At 58.3% G+C, this 17,722-nt stretch carries 17 protein-coding genes; 6 read left to right on the top strand and 11 right to left on the bottom strand.

Going from position 1 to position 17,722, the window contains the following annotated elements; all coding sequences use genetic code 11:
• Position 1: 1 nt before the first annotated feature.
• The 6 genes from pqqE to WFK59_RS05065 all read right to left on the bottom strand — a co-directional run bounded on the left by pqqE (position 2) and on the right by WFK59_RS05065 (position 4,377).
• Positions 2-1,168, bottom strand: coding sequence for a pyrroloquinoline quinone biosynthesis protein PqqE (gene pqqE, locus WFK59_RS05090; RefSeq protein ID WP_409520415.1), 1,167 nt, complete (start codon positions 1,166-1,168; stop codon positions 2-4).
• Complete coding sequence (gene pqqD, locus WFK59_RS05085) at positions 1,131-1,409, bottom strand: pyrroloquinoline quinone biosynthesis peptide chaperone PqqD (protein ID WP_094120093.1); 279 nt, start codon at positions 1,407-1,409, stop codon at positions 1,131-1,133. Before pqqD ends, pqqE begins: the two co-directional genes overlap by 38 nt.
• 3 nt (positions 1,410-1,412) lie before the next feature.
• Positions 1,413-2,168 (bottom strand): pyrroloquinoline-quinone synthase PqqC, encoded by a 756-nt coding sequence (gene pqqC / locus WFK59_RS05080; protein ID WP_233984362.1) that lies wholly within the window; start codon positions 2,166-2,168, stop codon positions 1,413-1,415.
• 3 nt (positions 2,169-2,171) lie between these two features.
• Positions 2,172-3,089, bottom strand: a complete 918-nt coding sequence (pqqB, locus tag WFK59_RS05075) for a pyrroloquinoline quinone biosynthesis protein PqqB (protein WP_233984363.1) — start codon at positions 3,087-3,089, stop codon at positions 2,172-2,174.
• 54 nt (positions 3,090-3,143) lie between these two features.
• On the bottom strand, positions 3,144-3,215 hold the full coding sequence (gene pqqA / locus WFK59_RS05070; RefSeq protein WP_009090272.1) for a pyrroloquinoline quinone precursor peptide PqqA: 72 nt from the start codon (positions 3,213-3,215) through the stop codon (positions 3,144-3,146).
• A 145-nt stretch (positions 3,216-3,360) separates the two neighbouring features.
• Positions 3,361-4,377 (bottom strand): dipeptidase, encoded by a 1,017-nt coding sequence (locus WFK59_RS05065; RefSeq protein ID WP_233984364.1) that lies wholly within the window; start codon positions 4,375-4,377, stop codon positions 3,361-3,363.
• Positions 4,378-4,566: 189 nt separating this feature from the next.
• Between WFK59_RS05065 and leuA the strand changes: the two genes are divergently transcribed.
• Entirely contained in the window at positions 4,567-6,276 is a 1,710-nt protein-coding gene (leuA, locus tag WFK59_RS05060) for a 2-isopropylmalate synthase (protein ID WP_336755187.1), read from the top strand.
• On the opposite strand, the gene WFK59_RS05055 is transcribed toward leuA, so the two are convergent.
• Both WFK59_RS05055 and WFK59_RS05050 read right to left on the bottom strand, forming a co-directional pair.
• A complete protein-coding gene (locus tag WFK59_RS05055) occupies positions 6,203-6,979 on the bottom strand; it encodes an AraC family transcriptional regulator (RefSeq protein ID WP_336755186.1) in 777 nt (258 codons plus the stop codon). The two genes, leuA and WFK59_RS05055, sit on opposite strands and share 74 nt — an antisense overlap.
• Positions 6,976-7,839, bottom strand: coding sequence for an NAD(P)-dependent oxidoreductase (locus WFK59_RS05050; RefSeq protein ID WP_233984367.1), 864 nt, complete (start codon positions 7,837-7,839; stop codon positions 6,976-6,978). Before WFK59_RS05050 ends, WFK59_RS05055 begins: the two co-directional genes overlap by 4 nt.
• A gap of 11 nt (positions 7,840-7,850) precedes the next feature.
• Between WFK59_RS05050 and WFK59_RS05045 the strand changes: the two genes are divergently transcribed.
• The 4 genes from WFK59_RS05045 (at position 7,851) to WFK59_RS05030 (ending at position 14,670) form a co-directional block, all read left to right on the top strand.
• The gene (locus tag WFK59_RS05045; RefSeq protein ID WP_336755185.1) at positions 7,851-8,186 is read left to right on the top strand and encodes a hypothetical protein; all 336 of its coding nucleotides are present in this window, start codon (positions 7,851-7,853) and stop codon (positions 8,184-8,186) included.
• Positions 8,187-8,193: 7 nt separating this feature from the next.
• Positions 8,194-8,751, top strand: coding sequence for a diguanylate cyclase (locus WFK59_RS05040; protein WP_233984369.1), 558 nt, complete (start codon positions 8,194-8,196; stop codon positions 8,749-8,751).
• A gap of 229 nt (positions 8,752-8,980) precedes the next feature.
• Positions 8,981-11,107, top strand: coding sequence for a TonB-dependent receptor PqqU (gene pqqU / locus WFK59_RS05035; RefSeq protein WP_336755184.1), 2,127 nt, complete (start codon positions 8,981-8,983; stop codon positions 11,105-11,107).
• Positions 11,108-11,553: 446 nt separating this feature from the next.
• Complete coding sequence (locus WFK59_RS05030; protein WP_336755183.1) at positions 11,554-14,670, top strand: autotransporter outer membrane beta-barrel domain-containing protein; 3,117 nt, start codon at positions 11,554-11,556, stop codon at positions 14,668-14,670.
• A 62-nt stretch (positions 14,671-14,732) separates the two neighbouring features.
• Here WFK59_RS05030 and WFK59_RS05025 read toward each other — a convergent pair whose 3' ends face one another.
• From WFK59_RS05025 to WFK59_RS05015, 3 genes are all read right to left on the bottom strand, one after another.
• On the bottom strand, positions 14,733-15,287 hold the full coding sequence (locus tag WFK59_RS05025) for an isochorismatase family protein (RefSeq protein ID WP_336755182.1): 555 nt from the start codon (positions 15,285-15,287) through the stop codon (positions 14,733-14,735).
• An 11-nt stretch (positions 15,288-15,298) separates the two neighbouring features.
• The gene (locus tag WFK59_RS05020) at positions 15,299-15,730 is read right to left on the bottom strand and encodes a MarR family winged helix-turn-helix transcriptional regulator (RefSeq protein WP_336755181.1); all 432 of its coding nucleotides are present in this window, start codon (positions 15,728-15,730) and stop codon (positions 15,299-15,301) included.
• 68 nt (positions 15,731-15,798) lie between these two features.
• Positions 15,799-16,353 carry a helix-turn-helix domain-containing protein gene (locus WFK59_RS05015; RefSeq protein WP_233984374.1) on the bottom strand — a complete coding sequence of 185 codons (555 nt, stop codon included), beginning with the start codon at positions 16,351-16,353 and terminating at the stop codon, positions 15,799-15,801.
• A 118-nt stretch (positions 16,354-16,471) separates the two neighbouring features.
• Between WFK59_RS05015 and WFK59_RS05010 the strand changes: the two genes are divergently transcribed.
• Positions 16,472-17,647: a benzoate/H(+) symporter BenE family transporter gene (locus tag WFK59_RS05010; protein WP_336755180.1), complete on the top strand. Its 1,176-nt coding sequence runs from the start codon at positions 16,472-16,474 to the stop codon at positions 17,645-17,647.
• Positions 17,648-17,722: the final 75 nt, after the last annotated feature.

Genomic DNA, 17,722 nt, shown 5'->3' with positions numbered 1-17,722 from the left:
GTTACAGATTCCGGGTCTTGTAGATCAGCTGGGAATTGCTGCGATTACGGAACTGCAGCTGACCAATTTTGATGTCGCTGCAATCCGCTTCGCGGCGGGCTTCAAGGATTTTGCCATGATGAGGCGATTTGCTGCAGACCGGATCGGCGTTGTCGGCATTGCCGGTCAGCATGTAAGCCTGACAGCGGCAGCCGCCGAAATCTTTCTCTTTTTCGTCGCACGAGCGGCACGGCTCAGGCATCCAGTCGTAACCGCGATAGCGGTTAAAACCAAACGAGTGATACCAGATGTCGTCCAGCCGCTGATCGAGCACCGACGGGAACTCCACCGGCAGCTGGCGCGCGCTATGGCACGGCAGCGCCGTCCCTTCCGGGGTAACGCTGAGGAAAATCGCGCCCCAGCCACCCATACAGCCTTTCGGACGCTCTTCATAATAATCTGGCGTGACGAACAGCAGATTGGTCAGGTTGCCGCTGGCGCTCATCTGCTCGCGGTAACGGCTGACCACGGCCTCAGCGCGGGCGATCTGTTCGCGGGTCGGCAGCAGGCCTTCCCGGTTGAGCTGCGCCCAGCCATAAAACTGACAGGTCGCCAGTTCAACATCATCCGCTTCCAGTTCGATGCAGAGATCGATGATTTTATCGATCTGATCGATGTTATGGCGATGCAACACGAAGTTCAGCACCATCGGATAGCCGTGCGCTTTCACCGCTTTCGCCATCTCCAGCTTCTGCTGGAAGGCTTTTTTCGATCCGGCCAGCGCGGCATTCAGGGTTTCATCACTGGCCTGGAAGCTGATCTGAATATGATCCAGCCCGGCCTCGCTGAACGCATCCAGCTTTTTCTCGGTGAGGCCAATGCCCGAGGTGATCAGGTTGGTGTAGAAGCCAAGGTCGCGCGCCGCTTTGATCAGCTCCGGCAGATCTTTACGCACCAGCGGTTCACCGCCGGAAAAACCGAGCTGCACGCTGCCCATAGCGCGGGCCTGACGGAACACCTCGATCCACTGTTCGGTGGTCAGCTCTTTCTCCTGCTGCGCAAAATCGAGCGGGTTCGAGCAGTACGGGCACTGCAGCGGGCAGCGATAGGTCAGCTCCGCCAGCAGCCAGAGCGGCGAATTGACGTCAGGTTTATGCGGGGTCACGGAACTGTATCCACTTCTGTTCATAGGCTGATTGCAGGAACTCTTTCACATCGTCACCGACGCCGCCCGCTTCCGGGAACTGGCTATCCAGCGTGGCAATGATTGCGGCGATATCCTGTTTACCGTCCACCAGCGCGAGGATCGCCGCCGCCGTTTCGTTGAGCTTCGCCATCCCTTCCGGGTAGAGCACCACATGGCTATCCTGCGCCGCTTCCCACTGCAGCCGGTAGCCACGGCGGAACACCGCTATCGATTTTTCGTTCATCATTTATACCAGTCGGGTGGTGTGCCACGCCGCCTTGTCGGTGACGGTGTGGTAAGGCGGCCGCTTCAGCTCATAGGCCATGGTCATCGCGTCGAGCATACTCCACAGAATATCGAGCTTAAACTGCAAAATTTCCAGCATCCGGTTCTGCTTTTCGACGGTGGTACAAAATTCCAGCGCCAGCGCCAGACCATGTTCCACATCGCGGTTCGCCTGGCTCAGACGGCTGCGGAAGTAGAAATAGCCCTCTTCTTTGATCCACGGATAGTGCTGTGGCCAGCTGTCGAGGCGCGACTGATGGATCTGCGGCGCAAACAGTTCGGTCAGGGAGCTGCAGGCCGCTTCCTGCCAGTTGGCGCGACGGGCAAAGTTGACGTAGGCGTCAACCGCAAAACGCACGCCCGGCAGTACGTGCCGCTCAGAGATCAATGCTTCACGCGTCAGCCCAACCGCTTCGCCCAGCTGCAGCCAGGCTTCAATGCCGCCCTCTGCGCCGTTGCTGCCGTCGTGATCGAGAATACGCTGCACCCATTTACGGCGGGTGGCCGGATCGGGACAGTTGGCCATGATAGCGGCATCTTTCAGCGGAATGGTGGTCTGGTAGTAAAAACGGTTCGCCACCCATCCCTGAATCTGCTCGCGCGTCGCCTGACCGTTATGCATCGCGATGTGATACGGATGATGAATATGGTAGTAAGCGCCTTTGTCGCGCAGCGCCTGTTCAAAAGCCTGCGGCGAGAGCGTGTCAGTGATCTGCATGATTTAGTCCTGAAGGTGGATCGCCATCCCGTCCCAGCTTACCTCTATTCCTTGTTCTGTCAGGAACTGACGCTGAGGTGACTGCTCGTTGAGGATCGGATTGGTGTTGTTAATGTGGATCAGAATTTTGCGTTTAGCCGGCAGCGAGGCCAGCAGCGCCATCAGCCCCTGCTCTTCCGCCAGCGCCAGGTGGCCCATCGCTTTGCCGGTATTTTTCCCGACGCCGGTGGTCAGCAGCTCATCATCCTGCCAGACGGTGCCGTCAATCAGCAGGCAATCGGCTTTCTGCAGCCACGGCAGGATCACCGCATCCGGCTCTCCGAGGCCCGGCGCATACAGCAGCGTCTGACCGCTGGCGCGGTTTTCAATAAACAGCGCCACGTTGTGGCCCGGCAGTGGCCGATCGCGGTAAGGCGAATAAGGCGGTGCGTTGCTGAGAATCGGGATCGCGGTGAACTGCAGATCGCGGCAGACGTCAACGCTGAACGGCGTCAGCGGCGCAATGGGCCGGTGCTGCAGACCGCCGTTCCAGTGGGTCAGCATCGGGAAGATTGGAAAGCCACTGCTGAGATCCTGATGCACTTCCGGCGTACACCACACCTGATGCGGACAGCCTTCGCGCAGGCTGAGCAACCCGGTGGTGTGGTCGATCTGGCTGTCGGTGAGGATAATGGCGCCGATCGCCGTGCCGCGCAGCACCCCGTGACGGACTAATTCAGGCGTATGCAGCATCTGCTGACTGATGTCAGGCGAGGCGTTACATAACACCCAGTCTTCGCCATTATCGCTGAGAATAATCGATGATTGCGTGCGGGGACGGGCCTGAATGGAGCCGGTGCGCACGCCGTGGCAGTTGGCGCAGTTGCAGTTCCACTGCGGAAATCCGCCACCCGCGGCCGAGCCGAGGACTTTAATAAACATGAAGGAAAACCAGAAGTTGAAACAAAATGCCCGCACAGAGGGCGGGCAGAATTATTAACGGTTGGAGATGTACAGCGTGACTTCCAGACCGAGACGCAGATCAACGAAAGTTGGTTTTTTCCACATGAGTTTTTTCCTCTTTAGTAACAGTAAATTAGCGGCCTTAAAAACAACGGCCAGATGTGAAACGCGATCCGAGTCACAAAATTGCCGACAGATGTTGCGCCAATGGCGCGTCGAGATCAACCCGAAAGAAGTAAGGAAATTGTTATCACAGACCGGTTTGTCTTAAAACCCGCTGCCAGTTTCCCCACGCCAGCTTCTCTGTCAGTCTCTGATCATAGCCCGCTTCGCGCAAAGCGGCGAGCAGACGCGGTAAACCGCTGACATCGCCCAGCGCTGCCGGCGGCGTGATACCGTCGAAATCGGAGCCAAAGGCCACATGGTCGCTGCCCATTATCCTCATCAGATGATCACAATGCTTAACAATTTCTGTCAACGGAGTGTTATCGTCGCGCTGACCGTCAGCGCGTAAAAAGGCGTTGCCGAAGTTGATACCGACCAGTCCGCCGCTGTCGCGAATCGCCAGCAGCTGCGCATCGGTCAGATTGCGCGGCTGTGGACAGAGCGCATGCGCATTGGAATGGCTGGCGACCAGCGGCGCAGCGGAGAGCCGTGCGGTATCCCAGAACGCTTTTTCGTTCATGTGCGAGACGTCGATCATCATCCGCAGCGCATTGGCCTGCTGGATCAGCGCTTCACCGGCCGCCGTCAGCCCCGGCCCGGTATCGGGCGAGCCGGGAAATGCGCCATTCACTCCGTGACCAAAGCGGTTCGGCAGGTTCCAGAAAGGCCCGATGCTGCGCACCCCGGCCTGCCAGAACGCCTGTAACGCCTCGCCGTCACCGTCCAGCGCATCGGCCCCTTCGATATGTGCCACCATCGCCAGCACGCCCGCGGCGCGGCAGGCTGCGATCTGCTCGCTGTCACGACAGAGTTGCGCCCGCCCGTCCGATTCATCGGCCAGCTGCTGCAATATCGCCAGCTGCTGCCACATGATCGCCTGCGGTTGCCACGGCTCTGCCGCCCGTTCCGGTGCCATCCGGGCGACATACTCCTGTGGCGGAACAAAAATCGCAAACAGCCCGCCGCCCATGCCGCCCTGCTGAATGCGTGGGTAATCGAGATGCCCGCGCGCAATGCCGTGATAAAACGCCTGCACGGGCGCATCGCGGTGATGCAGCCACAGGTTCAGCAGCAGATCGTTGTGACCATCAAAAATCAACATAAATACCCGACTGTAAGAAAGATCGCGCCATGCTACCGCTGCAGGGCGGATTCATCAAACCACAGCGCACCCAGCGTTCAGTGACGGCAAAAGCGCACTTGTCACTTTTGCGCTTCAGGTTGTCAGCCTTGCGCGCGCGCCACTGCCGCGCTGCCGCCAGACTGGTAAAAAAACCACCAGGAGAGAACAATGCTGACCCATCCCGCTGAGAAGTACTGCCCATCCCCGCTGATTAACCTGCCCGATCGCCAGTGGCCTGCCCGTCAGATCACTCAGGCACCGCGCTGGCTGGCGACCGATCTGCGCGACGGTAATCAGGCGCTGGCGCAGCCGATGGATCGCGCCCGCAAAATGGCGTTCTGGGCGCTGCTGCTGCGCTGCGGCTTTAAAGAGATTGAGGTTGCCTTTCCCTCCGCCTCGCAGACCGATTTCGATTTTGTGCGCGACCTGATTGAGCAGCGCCAAATCCCTGATGACGTGACCTTGCAGGTACTGACCCAGGCGCGCCACGATTTGATTGAGCGCACCTTCGAGGCATTGCAGGGCGCGCCACGGGCGATTGTGCATCTTTATAACGCCACCGCCCCGCTGTTTCGTGAACGGGTGTTTAAACAGAGCAAAGCGGAGATTGTGGTGCTGGCTACCCGCGCTGCGCAGCAGATCCGCGCCGCCTGCGAGGCGCAGCCGGAGACGGCGTGGACCTTTGAATATTCGCCGGAAACCTTCTGTTTTACTGAAATGGCGTTTGTGCTGGAGATTTGTGAAGCGGTGGCCGATGTCTGGCAACCGGAGGCCGACCGGCCGATGATCATCAACCTGCCCGCCACGGTAGAGGTCAATACGCCCAACGTTTATGCCGACCAGATTGAGCTGTTTTGCCGCCAGTTCAGCCGCCGTGATGCGGTCTGTATCAGCGTGCATCCGCATAACGATCGCGGGACCGGTGTCGCCTGCGCCGAGCTGGCGCTGCTGGCGGGGGCAGACCGGGTCGAAGGCTGCCTGTTTGGCAACGGCGAACGCACCGGTAATGTCGATCTGGTGACGCTGGCGCTCAATCTCTATACCCAGGGCGTGGCTCCGCAGCTTGATTTCAGTCAGATGAGTGAGGTGATCGAGGTGGTGACCCGCTGTAATCAACTGCCGGTCCATCCGCGCCACCCTTACGCCGGTGAACTGGTGTTTACCGCCTTCTCCGGTTCGCATCAGGATGCGATCCGCAAGGGCTTTGCCTGGCGCGCCAGCCAGCCGGAAACCCGCTGGCAGATGCCCTACCTGCCGCTCGATCCGGCTGATATCGGCTGCAGCTATGAAGCGGTGATCCGCGTGAACAGCCAGTCAGGCAAAGGAGGCGCCGCCTGGCTGCTGGAGCAGAATCACGGCCTGCAGCTGCCGCGCGGCTTGCAGCAGGATTTCAGCCGCTGCGTGCAACAGCACACCGATCGTCACGGCGGTGAAATGACCCACTACGCGCTGTGGCAGCTGTTTTGCCGCCACTATGGCGTAGACCAGCCGACGCTGCAGTTGCTGAATGCCAGCAGCCAGAGCGACAGCGGCGCAGAGACGACGCTGACCGCCAGCGTCAGCGATCGGTCGCGCACCCTGACGTTACAGGGCCGCGGCAATGGCTGGCTGTCGGCTGGCGTGAATGCTCTGCGGCAGTGCTTCGATCTGTCGCTGACGATTGAGGATTATCATGAGCACACGCTGGGAAAACGCAGCGAGAGCCGCTCGGTCGCCTACATTAGCTGTCTGGATGCCAGTGGTCACCGCTACTGGGGCGTGAGCATCGATAACGACACGGCGCGCGCCGCACTGCAGGCGCTGTTTAATGCGGCGAGTCGTTTGAGGGAAAGTAGTCTGTTGGTGCCACGCCCAGCAGACGACGAAACATCGCGCTGAAGGCACTCGGGCTCTCATAGCCGAGATCCAGCGCCACCTGCAGCACCGAATCGCCCTGCGCCAGCCGCGTCAGGGCGATGGCGAGACGGGCGCGCCGGACCCAGTCGCTGAACTGCAGGCCGGTTTCGCGGCTGAAGTAACGCGCCAGCGTGCGTCCCGAGACGTTAAGGCTGTCACTGGCACGCTGCAGCGTCCAGCTCTCGCCTGGCGTCTGCTGAATCCGGTCACACAGCGCCTGCAGGCGGGCGCTGTGTGGCGCGGGCAGCGCAAATGGCAGCACGTCCATGCCGCGGATTTCATCCAGAATTAACTCCAGGATCCGTTCAGCCCGACTGTCCGCACTATAGGCGTCTGGCAAGCTCAGCGCACTGACAATCAGCTCGCGCAGTAATGGCGTGATCTGCACCACCTGACAACTGGCAGGCAGATCGGCGCGCGCCAGCGGATGAATAAACAGCGTACGGGCCGCCACCCTGCCGGTGATCTGCAACGCATGACGGGTAAAGGCCGGCAGCCAGACGCCACGGCTCGGTGGCACAATCCAGCTGCCATACTCGGTTTCGACCCGCACCACGCCGCTCAGCGTGTGGATCAGCTGGGCGCAATCGTGATGGTGCCACGGCTCGCTGGCACCGTGCGCATAATCATGCGCCAGCGGCACCAGCGGACGCTGGCTGAAGTCAAAGCCCGGCGGACAACTCATTGCGCCTTCAGATAACGATAAACCACCGCCAGATCCTGTTCGCCGAGGCCGTCATCCACCGCCTGCTGCCAGACATCCGCAATGTTTGCCAGCGCCGGCAGTGGCGTGTCGGAGGCTTCCAGCGCCAGCCGCGCATCTTTCAGCGCCCAGACCAGATTCATCTGCGGGGTATAGTCGTCGCTGGCGATCATCGCCAGCTTCATTTTTGCATAGGGTGCCGCCAGCGGACCGCCCTCCAGCACCTGCCACAGATCGTCGGTAGAGAAACCAAACTGCGCCGCCAGTTGGGTGCTCTCCGCCAGGCTCTGCATCATGCCGATCAGCCAGCTGTTGATCACCAGCTTCATGCGCGAACTTTTGCCCGCCTCGCCCAGCCACTGTGTGCCTTTGCCAATCGCAGCGAACACCGTTTCCGCCGCGGCTGCGCGGCTGCGATCGCCGCTGGCCAGCACCAGAATCTGCCCATTCTCTGCCGGCGCTTTGGTGCCGGAGACCGGCGCATCGATAAACAGCATATCGCTGCGCGCGTCAGCGAATAACGCGATCAGCGCGTCGGTTTTTTCCACGCCAATGGTGCCCATCTGGCACAGGATGGCACCCGATTTAAACGCATCCAGACTCTGCTGCAGCACCTGCTCCGTGGTTTCGCCATCGGAGAGCATCGCAATCACCACATCGGCCTGCGCCACGGCCCCGGCCGGGGAATCGGCCAGCTGCAATCCGGCCTCCAGCAGATCCTCGCCGCGCGCGCGGGTGCGGTTCCAGCCATGAACCTTAAAACCTTTCTTCAGCAGGTTAGCGGCAAACGCGTGCCCCATTGCACCCAATCCCAGAACCGCCACTTCAGGTTGTTGACTCATGCTGACTCCCTTTGATCATTATCGAGGTGATGCGCCACCGCCCCGCAGGCACGTACGCATCATGGGTAAAAAAGGCCGTCTCCAGCCTGGCGGCAAACGGCCAAAAAATCCAGCGCAACAGAATGCGTCATCCCGGAGAATGCGGCGCGGCCATTGCCGGTAAAGAATATTCTTTCGCCAGCACGCTCTCTTTTTTATGTGTCCACACCCCAGGTTCAGATTTACCGCAACCGACCGGGCCGGGCAATATTGGGTATTCTGCCGCGGCCTCATTTTGCGTCCTGTCACCCCAGAACTATGCTTTATTAACTTTTATTTCTGAGAGCGCCCGCTATGCAGCAATTTGATCCGCAGATGCTTCTGTTACTTTATTTCGTATTACCCGTCTGGCTTATTGCTGGCTTTGCCGACTGGATCTGTCATCGTGCCACCGATATTGAAAACACCACCGGGCTGAAAGAAACCTGGATCCATATTCTGATGTTTCTGGAGATGGGGCTGCCGTTATTATCGGCGCTGTTTCTGGAGGTGAATGCGCTGGTGATCGGTTTCATGATTGTGCTGTTCTTCTGCCACGAAGCCACAGCGCTGTGGGATGTCAGCTACGCGGTAACGGCGCGCGAGGTCAAACCGGTTGAGCAACATGTTCACAGTTTTCTTGAGATGGTGCCGCTGATGGCGCTGCTGCTGGTTATTTCACGGCACTGGCCGCAGTTCCAGGCACTATTTGGTCTGGGCGATGAGTCGCCCCGTTTTGAACTGAAGTGGCGCGCCGATCCGCTACCGACCGGTTATATTATTTTCGTGCTGTCGGCTATTTTCCTGCTGGAGATGCTGCCCTATCTGGAAGAGTACTGGCGCGGTAAAAAAGCCCGCAGGCGTGCCGCGAATAACCGCGCCGCCGGGGAATAACCGCCGATGACCTTATCGCCCGCTATTTTCATTTTGCTGCCCGGCAGAAAACGAAATAGCGGTCGCCGGGCGTAGAACGGATAAAATAACGCCGACGGCCCCGCCGCAGGATCTGCGCGGAATAAGCGTGACGCCACGTAAAAGGCTATACCCGACCCCGGCAAAGCATTACCATACGCGCCAATTGTTCCAGCTGGTTCATTGTTGATCTTTTCTCAGGCCGCTAAAAATGAAAATAACCTTACTACGTCAGGCGACGCTGCCGCTGTTGATCCTGCCCGCCCTCTATCCTTTGTCGCCGCTGGCGGCGGAAAATGACAATACCCTGGTGGTCAGCGCGACTCCGGCGGAAAGCGGCCTGAACGTGCTTGATACGCCCGCCGCCGTCAGCGTGGTCAGTGGTGATGAGATGCGCCAGGCCGCGCCGCGCGTCAACCTGTCGGAAAATCTCAGCAGCGTGCCCGGCCTGCAGATCCAGAACAGACAGAATTACGCCCAGGATCTGCAGCTGTCGATCCGCGGCTTTGGCTCCCGATCAACCTATGGCGTTCGCGGTTTACGCATCTATGTCGACGGTATTCCCGCCACCATGCCGGACGGTCAGGCGCAAACCTCAAATATTGATATCGGCTCCATCGATCACGTCGAGGTGCTGCGCGGGCCGTTTTCCGCGCTGTACGGCAATGCCTCCGGCGGCGTGCTGAATGTGACGACTCAGGCCGGGCAACAGCCGCCCTCGCTGGAGGCGAGTAGCTGGTACGGCAGCTACGGCAGCTGGCGCAACAGCGTCAAAGCCAGCGGCGCGACCGGCGACGGCAGCCACGCCGGTGATGTGAACTACACCGTATCCGCCTCACGCTTTACCACGCACGGCTACCGGGACCACAGCGCCGCCCAGAAAAATCTCGGCAATGCCCGGCTCGGGGTGCGGATTGATGATGTCAGCACCTTAACGCTGCTGTTCAACAGCGTGCATATCGATGCGCAGGACCCCGGCGGTCTGACGCCCGCCCAGTGGCGCGACAATCCCCGTCAGGTGGTGAGTAATGTCTCGCTCTACGATACGCGTAAAACCGTTGACCAGACGCAAGGCGGCCTGCACTACCAGCGCCAGATGAGTGAAAACGACGATCTCAGCGTGATGGTGTATGCCGGTGTACGCGAAACCACCCAGTTTCAGTCGATTCCCGCCAGTGTTCAGAGCAGCCCCAGCCATCCCGGCGGCGTAATCGACCTGACCCGCCACTATCAGGGCATCGATACCCGCTGGACCCACCGCGACAGCCTGCTGTCGATTCCGGTGACGCTGACCGGCGGCCTCGATTACGAAACCATGACGGAACGGCGCAAAGGCTACGAGAACTTTACCGTCAGCAATGGCGTGACCCATTACGGCGATCAGGGCAACCTGCGCCGCAATGAGCGCAACCTGATGTGGAACCTCGATCCCTATCTGCAGACGGCCTGGCAACTGACCGATAAGCTGTCGCTGGATGCCGGCGTGCGCTTCAGCACCGTTAACTTCGACTCCAATGACTTTTATGTTCGTAACGGCAACGTTGATGACAGCGGCGATGCGCGCTATCACAAATGGTTACCGGCGGCGTCGCTGAAGTATGCGTTTGACCCGAGCTGGAACGCCTATCTCTCGGCCGGTCGCGGCTTTGAAACCCCAACGATTAATGAGCTGTCTTACCGTTCAGATGGTCAGTCGGGCCTCAATCTCGGCCTGAAACCGTCCACCAGCGATACGCTGGAGATCGGCAGCAAGAAACGGATTGGCAATGGCCTGGTCAGCGCGGCGCTGTTTCAGACCGATACCCAGGATGAAATTGTCGCTGACGCCAGCAGTGGCGGACGCACCACCTATAAAAACGCCGGCGAAACCCGACGTCGCGGGCTGGAGTTAGCGCTGGATCAGCAGTTTGGCTGGGACTGGCAGCTGAAAATGGCTTATACCCTGCTGGATGCGCGCTATCGCAGCAACGCCTGCGGCAGTGACAGCTGCGACGGCAATCGCATTCCCGGCATCGCCCGTAATATGCTCTACGCCGGACTGGGCTATGCGCCGGAACAGGGCTTCTATGCCGGAGCGGAAATGCGCTACCTGAGCCAGATCGCCGCCGATGACCAGAATGAGGTCAATACCCCATCCTATACCGTCGTCGCGCTGAACAGCGGCTATAAATGGCAGGTCAGTGACTGGACGCTGGATCTGTTTGGCCGGGTCGATAATCTGTTTGACCGCGAGTATGTCGGGTCGGTGATCGTTAATGAGAGCAATGGCCGCTACTTCGAATCGGCACCTGGCCGCAATTACAGCGTCGGCTTAACGCTGGGTTACGCCTTCCGCTAATTAAAGAGGCTGGCTTGCAAAAGCCAGCTTATTTTCGCCCGCCATTCAGATTAATATAATCTCACCGCTTTATTATTCAACGCTGTTATTTAAGATAAATCGCGCTCCGCTTTATTTGGCTGCCTGATAGCAAAACATTTATAACCTGTTATTAAACTGTATTCTCTTTTGAGAATAAAAATGGAAATAGCGCCTCAATTAAAGTGACAGGAATCCGCCTGTTTCCTGATAGATTAGCGTCAAATTAAACTCATCAACTCAGCCGCTCATCTTGACGGCTTAAATCCTCAATTGTGCGTTGAGCTTTGATGCCATACAGGGATGCTTAGTCAATGAAAAAAATAAACACGCGTCATTTAACCCCATTAGCCCTATTAATAGGATTTATCCTGAGTGGTTCTGCTGCGGGTGAAAATATCGGAAGCCAGACAGGAACAAATATCACATTGAATAATGGCGACATCCTGACTGGTGATGCGCTCTATTCCGGCGGCCTTTACGGCATAATGAATCCCTATGGTCAGACTGGCATCATTAATTTAGGCAGCCAGTCAGTGATTAATGTTAATGATGCGGCTAATTACGCACGGGGTGTGGTCATCTGGGGCAGAAACAGTACGCTGACTGCCGATGGCCTTACCGTCAATGTCAGCGGCGATCGGGCTGTGGGTATTAATATCATCGGGGATAATGTCACCGCCAATCTGGGCAGCGGAACGGCCGTCAATGTGACCGGCACCGGCGATATGATTGCCAGCGGGGTGACCGTTAAAGGCGGGTCCTTTTTAACCGCCGATGCCCTTTCTGTTACAACCGTGGGCGGCACCGGCACCGGCCTCACAATTACCAATCCCGGCAGTGGCGCTGACCTGGGAAACCTGAGTACGATATCGACAAACGGTGATCGAAGCAGTGGGATTGTGGTTGATGCATTAAATGGAACGGCGTCATCCGCCCTTTCATCACTGAAGGCCAACCAGCTGAGCATTACCACCGCTGGCGATTATTCAAATGGCCTTGAGCTGCAGGAAAATACCCTCGCGGATTTAGGCGCTGGCAGTGTCATCACCACCACCGGCGCTGATTCAACCGGTCTGTGGAACTTTGGTGATCTCACCGCTGAAAGTCTGACAATTTCTACCTCTGGCGATGACGCTATCGCTCTGGAAGTGAGAGGCAATGGTGTTGCCAATATCGGTGCCGACAGCCACGTCACTTCCGCGCTGGCGGGCGGTATTGTCGCCAGTGGTACCAACACAACGATTAATTTTAAGGGTACAGCAGAACAGCGGAATACCATCGATGCCGGTGGCTCTTATGGGGCTTCTGCACAAACCTCTGCCTCAACCGTTAATCTGGATGAGACCGATATTACCAGCGCCAATATGGGCTTATGGGCAATTAATTCGGGTCACATTACCGGTAATAACATCACCATTAAAAATGCAGTAACAGAACAAGCCGCTGTTTTTGCGATGGCAGGCGGTGATATCGATTTAACCGGCGATTTAGCGATTACCCTGCCCTCATCAGATGAGCTGGCTATCGCAACACAATATGACGCGGGTTACGCGGCGGGTAACATTAACGTTGATGGCAAACTGAATATGATGGGTTCAGTTTATTCCAACGGCGGAAAAATTGATTTATCACTGCAGCCGGGATCGGTCTGGGAAGGGAGTGCGTTCAGCGATAATATTAATAGCGGCTATTTAAACGCAACCCTCGATAATAGCGACTGGTATGTTAGCGGAACGTCAAATCTCGATCGGTTAACCCTCACCAACAGTAACGTTGACTTTAGCCGGGCAACCTCTGCCAGCGGGTATTCCACCTTAACCGTTGCGGATCTTCAGGGTACGGGTCATTTCAACATGCGTGTTGATCTGGTCGGTGAAGGAGATGGCGTAAATAACGGCGGTGATAAGCTGGTCGTTACCAACAGCAGTGCTGGCGATTATTCACTCTCTTTTGTTAACCAGGGAAGTCTGGCCACCACGGGTAATGAGACATTAACCGTGGTGGAAACCCCAGATGGTCAGGCCAGTTTTACCTCAGACTCTGATGTCGAACTGGGTGGCTATCTTTATAGCGTAAGCAAAACGGGTAATAACTGGGCGTTAGCCTCTTCCGGTCGTGTGCCTGCGGTAGATCCGGTTACCCCGGATGAACCGGTAATTCCTGATGAACCGGTTACGCCTGACGAACCCGCAACCCCTGCAGACCCGGTTACGCCGGATGAACCGGTAACGCCTGCAGAACCGGTTACGCCTGACGAACCCGCAACCCCTGCAGACCCGGTTACGCCTGACGAACCGGTAACGCCTGCAGAACCGGTTACGCCTGACGAACCTGCAACCCCTGCAGACCCGGTTACGCCTGACGAACCTGCAACCCCTGCAGAGCCGGTAACGCCTGACGAACCTGCAACCCCTGCAGAGCCGGTAACGCCTGACGAACCTGCAACCCCTGCAGAACCGGCAACCCCTGCGGAACCCGCAACGCCTGCAGAACCGGTTACGCCTGGCGAACCTGCAACCCCTGCGGAACCCGCAACCCCTGCTGATGAACCCGTCACGCCTGAGCGTGGCGCGGAACCTGACGCTCCCGTTGTCCCGACTGCGCCAGCGGCACCTCAACAGACTAAACCGATCACCACCACCGCTGATGCCGGCGGCAATTTCCTGCACATCGGCTATCTGCTTAACTATGTCGAGAACCAGACGCTGCTGCAGCGCATGGGCGATATCCGTCAGAGCAGCGGCACAGGCAACGTCTGGTTAAGGGGCTACGGCGGTAAGCTGAGTTCTTTCTCAAGCGGAAAGCTGAGCGGTTTTGACATGGACTACAGCGGCTTCCAGTTTGGTGTGGATAAGAACCTGATTGAAGGTAAGAAGCTGTATGGCGGCTTATTCATGGGAACGACTCACGCCTCACCTAAATATCGCGGCGGTGACGGAACAGCAGAATCACAGCATTTTGGTGCCTACCTGACCTGGATGGCTGACAATGGCTTTTACATCGATCAGGTTTACAAAATTAACCGCCTCAGCAACCAGTTCGACGTTAAAGACAGCCAGCAGAATCAGGTTTCCGGTAAAGCAAAATCGACCGGCTACAGCGCCTCTGTTGAAGCGGGTAAACGTTTCAGCTTCTCAGCCGACAATCAGGGTTTCTACCTCGAACCCCAGGTTCAGCTGACCGCAGGCCGCCAGAAAGGCTCGCAGACCCGGGCAAGTAACGGTCTGGTGATTGCGTTCAAAGATTATGATGCGGTTAATGGCCGGATCAGCGCGCTGGCAGGCTACAGCGAGGATAAAGCGGGCAGCAAATATAACGTTTATGTCAAAACCGGACTGGTGCGTGAGTTCTCAGCCAATATGCAATATGCCTTAAACGGCTCCCGCGAGAAGACCGATTTTCGCGGTAACGGCTGGAACAATGGCCTGGGCGTGAGCGCAAGTCTGAATAACGTGCACAATTTCTATCTGGAAGCCGATCTCACCACCGGTCAACGCTTTGATCAGCGTCAGGTCAATGCGGGCTACCGCTTCAGTTTTTAATTCTTAGCAGTAATGTCCTGCCAGCCTGGCAGGACATTTTTCCACCTTCAAAGGCTGTTATCTCACTGTGGTAATAATTCCACAATATCCGCGCTGCTGCCGGTTTCGCCCAGACGAGGGAAAATCAGGTTGATGCTATTGTTATGAGTATTGAGGTCTAAGTCCGTCATGGCATCGGTGGCCAGCGTGACGTTGTAACCCAGCTCGTACGCCTGACGTGCGGTAGATTCCACCCCAATACTGGTGGCGATGCCACAAATCACCACCTGCGTAATTCCGCGTTTCTGCAGCTCTTCATGCAGTGGCGTGGCGTGAAACGCGCCCCAGGTTTTTTTGGTAATGGTCAGATCGTTCTGCTGCGGTGTCATATCCGGCACCAGTGTCGCCCAGTCAGCCGGCAGTTCGCCGCCGTGACGCGCCTGCTCAGTCCGGCCCGGCGCCCCGCCCGCGACGTTAACCAGTACCACCGGCAGATCGCTGGCGCGAAACGCCTGTGCCAGGCGCGCGCAGCGTTCAACCACCGGCTGCGGCTGATGGACCAGCGGCAGCGCAACGATGCCATGTTGCAGGTCAATAACAATCAGCGCCGTTTTCGCATCAAGTGTGGTTACAGCCATATCGTCTCCTCTCAGGATTCATGTTCAGTAAGTCGTTGAAGTAAAGGAATGGCATCGATCAACTGCTGCTGCTCGGCCACACTCAGCTGTGCCTCAAAAGCCCCGATCAACCAGTCATCACGCATCGCACGGCTGGACGCGATGACCGCCAGACAGGCTTCCGTGGGGCGATAGCGGGTTTTGCGTCCGTCATGGGGATCGGGCTCGCCGGTCACCATGCCCGCGTCGAGCAGGGTGGCGACGGTGGTGCCCATTGACTGACTGCGCACGCTTTCTGCCGCGGCCAGTTCAGTGACCGTCATCGCCCCGTCACGCACCAGATAGCCCAGTACGGCCACCTGCGACCAGCTGAGATTGCCGGGCGGCGCGGACTCACGCAGCCGACGAGCCAGTTTACCCACCAGCATACGCAAGGTGGCGGCAGGTTCGCTTAAATCGCACATCGCCCTTCTCCTCAGGTTTAGCGGCCAGTATAGAGATACGAAGGTAAACTGTGTAGTTTACCCTGGTTTCAATTTGTAAGTTCGGGGCGCTGCAGATAGTGGATCAGGCTGTGAAACCGTAGCGGACTGCTGAGCGGATTACGGTAGCTGTGGGTGACGTCAGCGCGGAATTGAAACGCTGCACCGCGGGGCAGACGCCGCCAGAGATCGCCGACCCCAAGCAGCAGTTCCCCCTCTATGACCACAACCTGCTCAACGCAGCCCGCTTCATGGGGCGAAGAGATGCTCTGTGCGCCTGCGGCCAGCTCAACCGCCAGCAGATCAAACCGCAGTTGCGGATCGTAAGGTAACAGCGGCTGGACCGACATCTCGGCGTTGGGCTGACTGAAGCCCGCGGGCGCGCCGGGCAACGGATTGCCGTCGATAAAAAACGAAAACGGCACGTTAAAGCCGGTGGCAATTTTCCACAGCGTCGCCACCGTCGGGCTCGATTCGCCGCGCTCAATCTGGCCCAGCATCGCTTTGCTGACGCCGGTTCGTTCGGCCGTCAGCGTCAGGCTCCAGCCGTTGGCCTGACGTAACTGTCTGAGCGCGTTACTCAGATGGTGCTGAATGCTCTCCACTTCTGCTCCTGATTCTGTCGCCAGTCCACACGCTGACCTTATGGCGGCAGTGTAGCACTTGTGCGTTATAGCGCATCATGCGACCATGTGCGCTATAACGCACAAACCGGCTAACATCATGATTCAGACATCTGTTCAACCCCGACTGACCCTGCCGATGGTGGTCTCTGGCTTTGTCGCTGTGCTGGTCGGCTACAGCAGCAGCGGCGCGATTGTTTATCAGGCCTTCGAGGCGGCTGGCGCGTCACCCAGCCAAATCGGCGGCTGGCTGGCGGTGCTGGGCATCGCGCTGGGTATTGCCTCGCTGGGATTATCGCTGCGCTACCGGATGCCGGTGCTGGCGGCCTGGTCAACCCCTGGCGCGGCGCTGCTGGCAACCAGCTTTCACGGCATCAGCCTCAACGAAGCTGTCGGGGTGTTTGTCTTCGCCAATCTGCTGATCGTCCTTTCCGGCGTGACCGGCCTGTTTGCGCGCCTGATGAACACCATTCCCGCCTCGCTGGCGGCGGCGATGCTGGCCGGTATTCTGCTGCGCTTTGGCCTGCAGACCTTTGCCGATTTGCAGACCAACTTTGCCCTGTGCGGCAGTATGTGTCTGGCCTGGCTGCTGGCCCGCCGCTGGCTGTCGCGCTACGCCATTCTGATCACCCTGCTGATTGGAACCGGCGTCGCGCTGGCGCAGCAGGCGATCCATTTTCCGCCACAGCCGATTGTGCTGACGCTGCCGCAGCCGGTATTGCCACATTTTACCCTGACCACGTTGATCGGCATCGGCCTGCCCTATTTTCTGGTCACCATGGCGTCACAGAACGCGCCCGGCATCGCCACGCTGCAGGCGCACGGTTACCGCCCGCCGGTCTCATCACTGATCAGCTGGACCGGCCTTATCGCGCTGTTACTGGCACCCTTTGGCGGCTTTTCGGTCTGTATTGCCGCCATCACCGCCGCCATCTGCATGAGTGATGAGGTGGATGCCGATCCGCAGCGGCGCTGGCGGGCAGCCGCGCTGGCAGGGCTGTTTTATCTGCTGGCTGGCGCGGCCGGTGCCCTGATCGCGGTGTTGTTCAGTGCATTGCCGCCGGTGCTGATTCAGGCGCTGGCCGGACTGGCGCTGCTGGCGACGCTGGGCGGCAGCCTGCAACGGGCACTGGATCAGCCAGCTGAGCGCGACAGTGCGCTGATCACCTTTCTGATTACCGCCTCCGGTGTCTCGCTGCTTGGCATCGGTCCGGCGTTCTGGGGACTGGTCGGCGGCGTACTCGCCCATCTGCTGCTGGTGCGAAAAGCACGCTAAGCTGCCGTGCTGGCAGGTTGTTTTTGCGCCAGCCGGTGAAAAAACCGCTGCATTTGGCCCCTTTTCCGCCGTTTG

The sequence above is a fragment of the Pantoea sp. USHLN298 genome, from assembly GCF_037149395.1.
Taxonomy (GTDB): Bacteria; Pseudomonadota; Gammaproteobacteria; order Enterobacterales; family Enterobacteriaceae; genus Pantoea; species Pantoea astica.
Note: the sequence above shows the minus strand (reverse complement) of the source record. Positions and strands in the feature narration are given on the sequence as shown.

Bases quoted from the DNA above. Each gene is read 5' to 3' on its own strand.
- pqqE (WP_409520415.1), bottom strand. From the start codon at position 1,168: ATGAACAGAAGTGGATACAGTTCCGTGACCCCGCATAAACCTGACGTC.
- pqqD (WP_094120093.1), bottom strand. From the start codon at position 1,409: ATGAACGAAAAATCGATAGCGGTGTTCCGCCGTGGCTACCGGCTGCAG.
- pqqC (WP_233984362.1), bottom strand. From the start codon at position 2,168: ATGCAGATCACTGACACGCTCTCGCCGCAGGCTTTTGAACAGGCGCTG.
- pqqB (WP_233984363.1), bottom strand. From the start codon at position 3,089: ATGTTTATTAAAGTCCTCGGCTCGGCCGCGGGTGGCGGATTTCCGCAG.
- WFK59_RS05065 (WP_233984364.1), bottom strand. From the start codon at position 4,377: ATGTTGATTTTTGATGGTCACAACGATCTGCTGCTGAACCTGTGGCTG.
- leuA (WP_336755187.1), top strand. From the start codon at position 4,567: ATGCTGACCCATCCCGCTGAGAAGTACTGCCCATCCCCGCTGATTAAC.
- WFK59_RS05055 (WP_336755186.1), bottom strand. From the start codon at position 6,979: ATGAGTTGTCCGCCGGGCTTTGACTTCAGCCAGCGTCCGCTGGTGCCG.
- WFK59_RS05050 (WP_233984367.1), bottom strand. From the start codon at position 7,839: ATGAGTCAACAACCTGAAGTGGCGGTTCTGGGATTGGGTGCAATGGGG.
- WFK59_RS05040 (WP_233984369.1), top strand. From the start codon at position 8,194: ATGCTTCTGTTACTTTATTTCGTATTACCCGTCTGGCTTATTGCTGGC.
- pqqU (WP_336755184.1), top strand. From the start codon at position 8,981: ATGAAAATAACCTTACTACGTCAGGCGACGCTGCCGCTGTTGATCCTG.
- WFK59_RS05025 (WP_336755182.1), bottom strand. From the start codon at position 15,287: ATGGCTGTAACCACACTTGATGCGAAAACGGCGCTGATTGTTATTGAC.
- WFK59_RS05020 (WP_336755181.1), bottom strand. From the start codon at position 15,730: ATGTGCGATTTAAGCGAACCTGCCGCCACCTTGCGTATGCTGGTGGGT.
- WFK59_RS05010 (WP_336755180.1), top strand. From the start codon at position 16,472: ATGATTCAGACATCTGTTCAACCCCGACTGACCCTGCCGATGGTGGTC.